A 5365-nucleotide genomic window follows, 5' to 3' on the forward strand; every position below is an offset into this window, starting at 1 on the left:
TCAAGGTTCTCAACTTGTACACAATTTATCAAAACTTTCCCGAACTCGCCTTTAATGATGCCATTCACTTGACTCCTTGATAGATTAGACAGTAGTCTCCCACAATGGCGGTTTCTCCAATCACCACACCCATACCATGGTCGATAAATACACCATGACCAATTTTGGCACCCGGATGAATTTCAATACCTGTAACAAATCGGGATAACTGACTCAGCAGTCGAGGAATGAATGGAATCCCAATCACATGTAACCAGTGACAGCAGCGATGGAACAGCAGAGCCTGTAGACCAGGGTAGCAGAACAAAACTTCCAGCCAGTTCTGAGCAGCTGGGTCACGCTCAAAGATAATACGGAAGTCAGCAATCAGGGCAGATAGCACTAGGGGTCACCAGAATTAATACTTGAACAGATTACTAACTAGTTTACCGTTTTTAGTTACTCAACAGCTGTCAGGGTGTAATCCCACCTTTGTCCTCCCTCAAAGGAACCTACCCAGATTTGGTATGTCCCAGCTGGCCAATTTTGTGCGGTTATGCTGGCATCTTTTTTTGAACCTGTATCATCCCCACAAAGGATCTGATTGTTGGGAAACTGAATTAGTAAAGTGGTATCCTTTCCCCCTGTGTTGACCCCTATAGTTAAATTCGGGAAATCTGTCTCCAAAACCATCAGGTGATCTGGAGTAGGGTCTCCAAAACCGATACAGGGATCATTGTTGCGATCGCTATTCGCAATCGATGACAACGAGTAAGCACCACCGGTGTGACCACTGACCTGTCCTTGACTTGGGGAAAAACCAGGTGATAAGTTTAAAGAAGCAAAATTCGCTGTCTGAGATAAAACTGGCATAGAACAGAGGGCTACTATTAAAGCTATGACTCCTCTAACACCTTGTCGTACCATTGTCAAAACCCTCCTAAGACTAGTTGTTACTATTTCCTCCCTATTTGAGTACGAGTAAACTATAAAAAATTACAGTACTTACTTAGATTTTCCTATAAACCTCTGTTGTTTGATAGGAATACCTGTGACACTCTGCTATCTGCCACATTAATTATTTATTTATAGCTTTGGTATTAATTTATTCTTTACCAATTAGCTATCAGCTATCAGCTTAAGCGCTACAGATGGTGCTACTTGAGGTGCTATCAGCCAACGCCTGAATACTTAGATGGGCAAATGACCAAACTTTCAATTCTGTAAAATCTCGAACTATTAAATTATCGTGTTCGATGTTTATTTTAAGCATGATAGCTGACGACTTAAAGCTGATGTTAATGCTGATCGTAACTCCTTTAAATATTGGTACATATTAATCAGCAACCATAGCTGATCACACCATCACCTGATCATTATCTTTAGGGCGAATCAATGAAATTGGGATGACTAGAGGTAGAATAAAGGTCAAAACTAAGAAAACAAGCGCGTTACAGCTATTTCCGTCCTATGGTCGCTCAATCGTTTGATCAACCTCTTCTTGAAATCAGTGTTGAACAACTGGCAAGGCAGATGGCAGATTCCCCGGAGCAGTTACAGCTTATTGATGTCCGAGAACGGCAAGAGGTTGCGATCGCTTCTATAGAAGGGTTTGAAATTCTGCCTTTGAGTGAATTTGCTCAGTGGTCTGGGGAAATCTCTACTCGCTTTGACCCCGCAGTCGAAACCATGGTCATGTGCCATCATGGTATGCGCTCGGCTCAGATGTGTCAGTGGTTAATCAGTCAGGGGTTCACGAATGTCAAGAATGTAGCTGGGGGTATTGACGCATACTCAATCATAGTTGATCATAGCATTCCTCGTTACTAATTGCAGGTCACTGCTAACTACGGCTATGAGTTGATTCTGCTATCTTGGAACAAATGTTCTTAGAGCAAATGTTCTTAGAGTAAATATTCTTATAGCAAATGTATTAATAACCAACTTAATCCTTGGGTGAGCAGAAGCTCGCATACCTATGGATAAATCCCAGATACTTCCAACCTGCACCAAAACCAACCCTGATTTTTGGTGATTGATTGGGATATCTAATTATCAGCCCTACTGTTTTGGACTAAAGACTGCTTAACTCAAGCCAGCTTTTAGGCAAAATTCTATGTCTTAATTCAGTCGCTCATGGGGGAAACCCCCAAAACCGCGCTGCATCGCTTCCTAGTTATTATGTTTTATCACCTTAATGGTAACTCCTCCCTCTAATTTAGACTTTTTTCCCTTTAAAATGAAGTTCAGCTTTGGTTCAAAATGTCTCGCCAACAACTAAGTTTAACAAGTCGGCAACAACATATTCTCTGGGCGACTATTCGTCACTATATTGCCACGGCGGAACCGGTTGGTTCTAAAGCCTTGGTTCAAGAATATGACCTGAGTGTTAGTCCAGCGACGATTCGTTCTTGCATGAGTATGTTGGAAAAAGTTGGACTACTATATCAACCCCATACCTCTGCAGGTAGGGTTCCTTCTGATTCAGGTTATCGAACCTATGTTGACCAGCTGATTCAACCGTCAGAAACCTTGAGTCAGTATGTTGAGAATTTATTGGCAGAGAAGTTGAACTGGGAGGAAGCTAAGTTTGAGGTATTGCTACGGAATGCTGCTCAAATTCTGGCAACGGTTAGTGGATATATTGCTTTAATTACTTTCCCTGACAATCGCACTACTCGCCTGCGCCATCTACAGTTGATGCACCTAGAGCTAGGGCAGGTGATGTTGATTATAGTTACCGATAGTTATGAAACTCAGTCGGTATTGATGAATCTGCCCCAGTCAGAGGATGATAGGACGGTTGATGAGTCGATTGTGGAGCGGGAGTTAAAAATATTATCTAACTTTTTGAATAGTAAGCTGCGCGGAAGAACTCTCAGGGAATTGGAGAAATTAGATTGGGGTGAATTAGACCGAGAATTTGTCCGCTATGCGGATTTTTTCAGCAATTTATTAGCTGAGTTGACCCGCCGCACTGTAGCACCTAAGTCCAGCCCGATTATGATTCGTGGCATCTCAGAGGTGTTGCGTCAACCAGAATTTTCGGAAATCGACCAGACTCTAGGTTTGCTACATCTGTTGGAAGAGGAACAGGAGCAACTGTGGTCAGTAATCTTTAAAGTACCGGAAGAGTGTGAAGTTAACTCTCGTGTGAATATTAGGATTGGTGCGGAGAATTCCTTGGAACCGATGCGTGGCTGTACCTTGGTATCTGCTAACTATCAGCAAGACCAAGTGCCGGTGGGAAGTGTGGGAATTATTGGACCAACTCGCATGATTTATGAAAATGCGATCGCATTAGTGGAAGCAGCGGCAGATTATCTAACGGAAGCCTTGAGTCAACCAGCTTAAACCAACTTCTTACGGTAACAGCAAGACGTTGATCGGTAATGCGACCTCGAGCTCTTTGTCTAAATTATTCACATTACTATACCTAACGGGACTTCAACAATTTCTAAGTCCCAACTCAGTTGGTTGCCTAAAACAGGAACCATAGCTAGAGATGCACCCAAATCGACCCATTCCCTTTGCCACTGGGTGGGCAAGTCACAGATTTCCGTAGCTTCTTCAGAGTTTAGGAGGTAGATCTTCAGGAAGGTCCGTATCTTTCCTGCTTGTCTCAGCAGAAGACTCACTATGATCCCAGGTTTTGTTGATAATCTCCTGGATTTGACTGTTTAAATCTAAATTTTGCCAAATCCCAATCCCAGCGTTAGCTCCGACAAGTATTGCGCTTACTACCGCTATCGGAGTTCTCGCTTTTCTGAAAAAGTCTCTTAGACGCTTCATCTGGGCACCTCCAATTATGTATAACTTTTGTATATCATACGTATATCATATTTGCCCACTAGCAGACAGGCTGACGTCGGGGATATCTTTTTGAAAATAGCTTAAATCCCTATATTAACTGGGTTAGAGGAACCATATTATAGTAATTACTGATCAGCAAGCAGCTATAATACGTATATCACTAGCCTCCAAAAAAGCTATAATACGTATATCACTAGTTAATGTGAATAAATTGTTATGTCTAGGAAACTCGTTAGCTTCAGACTATCTGAAGACCTAGCACAAGCCCTCAAAGAGCGCGCTGAGGAGATGGGCATTTCAGTGACAGAGTTAATCAACAGACTGCTGAGACAGGGTTTGGAAACCGATGACTCAGTAGAAGAACGTTTAACAGTAGTAGAAGCCTCCGTTGAGAACCTCAGAAAACAAACCAATGTTACTGATCTCGCACTTGCCATTCAAGGAGTTAGTCAATCCCTGGGAGGTTCCCCGGTACCTAAGACAGACTCCAATGTAGAGAGGCGTCTGGATGAATTGCAAGAGTTATTCCTGGAGATGAACGAGAATCTAAACCAGGTACTGGATCAGGAGCCAAGCAGCCGTAAACCTCGGTCTTCTGTATCAAAAGGGTCTAAATCAGCGCGATTGCGTAAGCTAGTAAAAGGTGAAAAGTCTTCAGTCAACCCCGAGATTCCGAAAGACTCTAAATTCAGGGACTAGGAAATTTAGTCACAAAATGCATACAGCGGTTTTGATCTCAATAGCCCCCATCCGTGATTAGGGGGTAAGTTGAGAATCAGCTGTTGCTGTCACCAAGATTCACTGGGTGTGTTCATTTGAGAACTGCTATTGATGTTCAATTATGAGGGTTTTGGTCGGTTTAAGCGTCTTGATGTGTCTCCTGATCGAGCAAGAGTCGTTTTCAGAACAGACGCTAAAGTTGTTGGAAATTATTGAATCCCAGCGCATGGAGGGCTATGTTGCCAAAGCGACTGTAGCTAAATTGTTTTATTACGCCAAAATCCTGAGGGGGGAAAAAGATGCTAGAGAAATATTATCTATGGTAATGGGAATTCTCAAGGAATGCTCTGTCGATTACACCATCTTGGAGAAAGAGCAATTTTACAACCTTATAGAGCTTACAGGTTTTGAAGTTGCTGAAGAGTTGGTTTATGCAATCGCTAATAATGTGGAAGCCTTTGTAACCTTAAATGCTCAACAATTAAATTCTATGGGCTCTACTTTTCCAGTTTTGTCAGTGGAACAAGTGTTAGATCGTCAGCCATTAGAAGACTCCTTTCATCTTTCTGAGCCAATTGATGAGCTTAAGGTAGAACCTGAAACATCAGTGCTCAATATCTGGCAGACTGAACTTGCTCAGAAGCCAATAAAATTGAACTATTGGTTGCGCAATGACTTTCGTGAGGCCGAGCAAGCAAACTGGCATCCATGGGAAGAGATTTTAGGAAGAATACAACATTCTTATAGAGATGCTCCTAGGGACATAAAAGGAGTCAATCGAGTTAAAAAAATCACCTGGGATAATGGATGCCAGATGGCTTTAGTCGTCCATGTGGCTAGAGAAACTAATAAA

General features: G+C 42.3%; 6 protein-coding genes and 1 pseudogene. 4 read left to right on the forward strand and 3 right to left on the reverse strand.

Going from position 1 to position 5365, the window contains the following annotated elements:
- Positions 1-70: 70 nt before the first annotated feature.
- Both F6J94_RS29670 and F6J94_RS29675 read right to left on the reverse strand, forming a co-directional pair.
- Positions 71-382 (reverse strand): annotated as a pseudogene (locus F6J94_RS29670) (serine O-acetyltransferase); the annotation flags it as partial.
- Between the two features lie 56 nt (positions 383-438).
- Positions 439-852 carry a hypothetical protein gene (locus F6J94_RS29675; protein ID WP_293017370.1) on the reverse strand — a complete coding sequence of 138 codons (414 nt, stop codon included), beginning with the start codon at positions 850-852 and terminating at the stop codon, positions 439-441.
- Positions 853-1449: 597 nt separating this feature from the next.
- Between F6J94_RS29675 and F6J94_RS29680 the strand changes: the two genes are divergently transcribed.
- Both F6J94_RS29680 and hrcA read left to right on the forward strand, forming a co-directional pair.
- Complete coding sequence (locus F6J94_RS29680) at positions 1450-1809, forward strand: rhodanese-like domain-containing protein (protein ID WP_008187977.1); 360 nt, start codon at positions 1450-1452, stop codon at positions 1807-1809.
- 432 nt (positions 1810-2241) lie between these two features.
- Positions 2242-3333, forward strand: a complete 1092-nt coding sequence (hrcA, locus tag F6J94_RS29685) for a heat-inducible transcriptional repressor HrcA (protein WP_293017368.1) — start codon at positions 2242-2244, stop codon at positions 3331-3333.
- 216 nt (positions 3334-3549) lie between these two features.
- On the opposite strand, the gene F6J94_RS29690 is transcribed toward hrcA, so the two are convergent.
- A complete protein-coding gene (locus F6J94_RS29690) occupies positions 3550-3771 on the reverse strand; it encodes a hypothetical protein (protein ID WP_293046887.1) in 222 nt (73 codons plus the stop codon).
- A 237-nt stretch (positions 3772-4008) separates the two neighbouring features.
- Here F6J94_RS29690 and F6J94_RS29695 point away from each other — a divergent pair, with 237 nt between their 5' ends.
- On the forward strand, positions 4009-4491 hold the full coding sequence (locus F6J94_RS29695) for a ribbon-helix-helix protein, CopG family (protein WP_293046889.1): 483 nt from the start codon (positions 4009-4011) through the stop codon (positions 4489-4491).
- 223 nt (positions 4492-4714) lie between these two features.
- On the forward strand, positions 4715-5365 hold a 651-nt coding region (locus F6J94_RS29700; RefSeq protein ID WP_293046891.1), incomplete at its 3' end, for a hypothetical protein.

It is taken from the genome of Moorena sp. SIO1F2 (genome assembly GCF_010672755.1).
Taxonomy (GTDB): domain Bacteria; phylum Cyanobacteriota; class Cyanobacteriia; order Cyanobacteriales; family Coleofasciculaceae; genus Moorena.

Excerpts from the sequence above, each read along its gene's own strand:
- F6J94_RS29675 (WP_293017370.1), bottom strand. The coding sequence starts at position 852 with ATGCCAGTTTTATCTCAGACAGCGAATTTTGCTTCTTTAAACTTATCA.
- F6J94_RS29680 (WP_008187977.1), top strand. The coding sequence starts at position 1,450 with ATGGTCGCTCAATCGTTTGATCAACCTCTTCTTGAAATCAGTGTTGAA.
- hrcA (WP_293017368.1), top strand. The coding sequence starts at position 2,242 with ATGTCTCGCCAACAACTAAGTTTAACAAGTCGGCAACAACATATTCTC.
- F6J94_RS29690 (WP_293046887.1), bottom strand. The coding sequence starts at position 3,771 with ATGAAGCGTCTAAGAGACTTTTTCAGAAAAGCGAGAACTCCGATAGCG.
- F6J94_RS29695 (WP_293046889.1), top strand. The coding sequence starts at position 4,009 with ATGTCTAGGAAACTCGTTAGCTTCAGACTATCTGAAGACCTAGCACAA.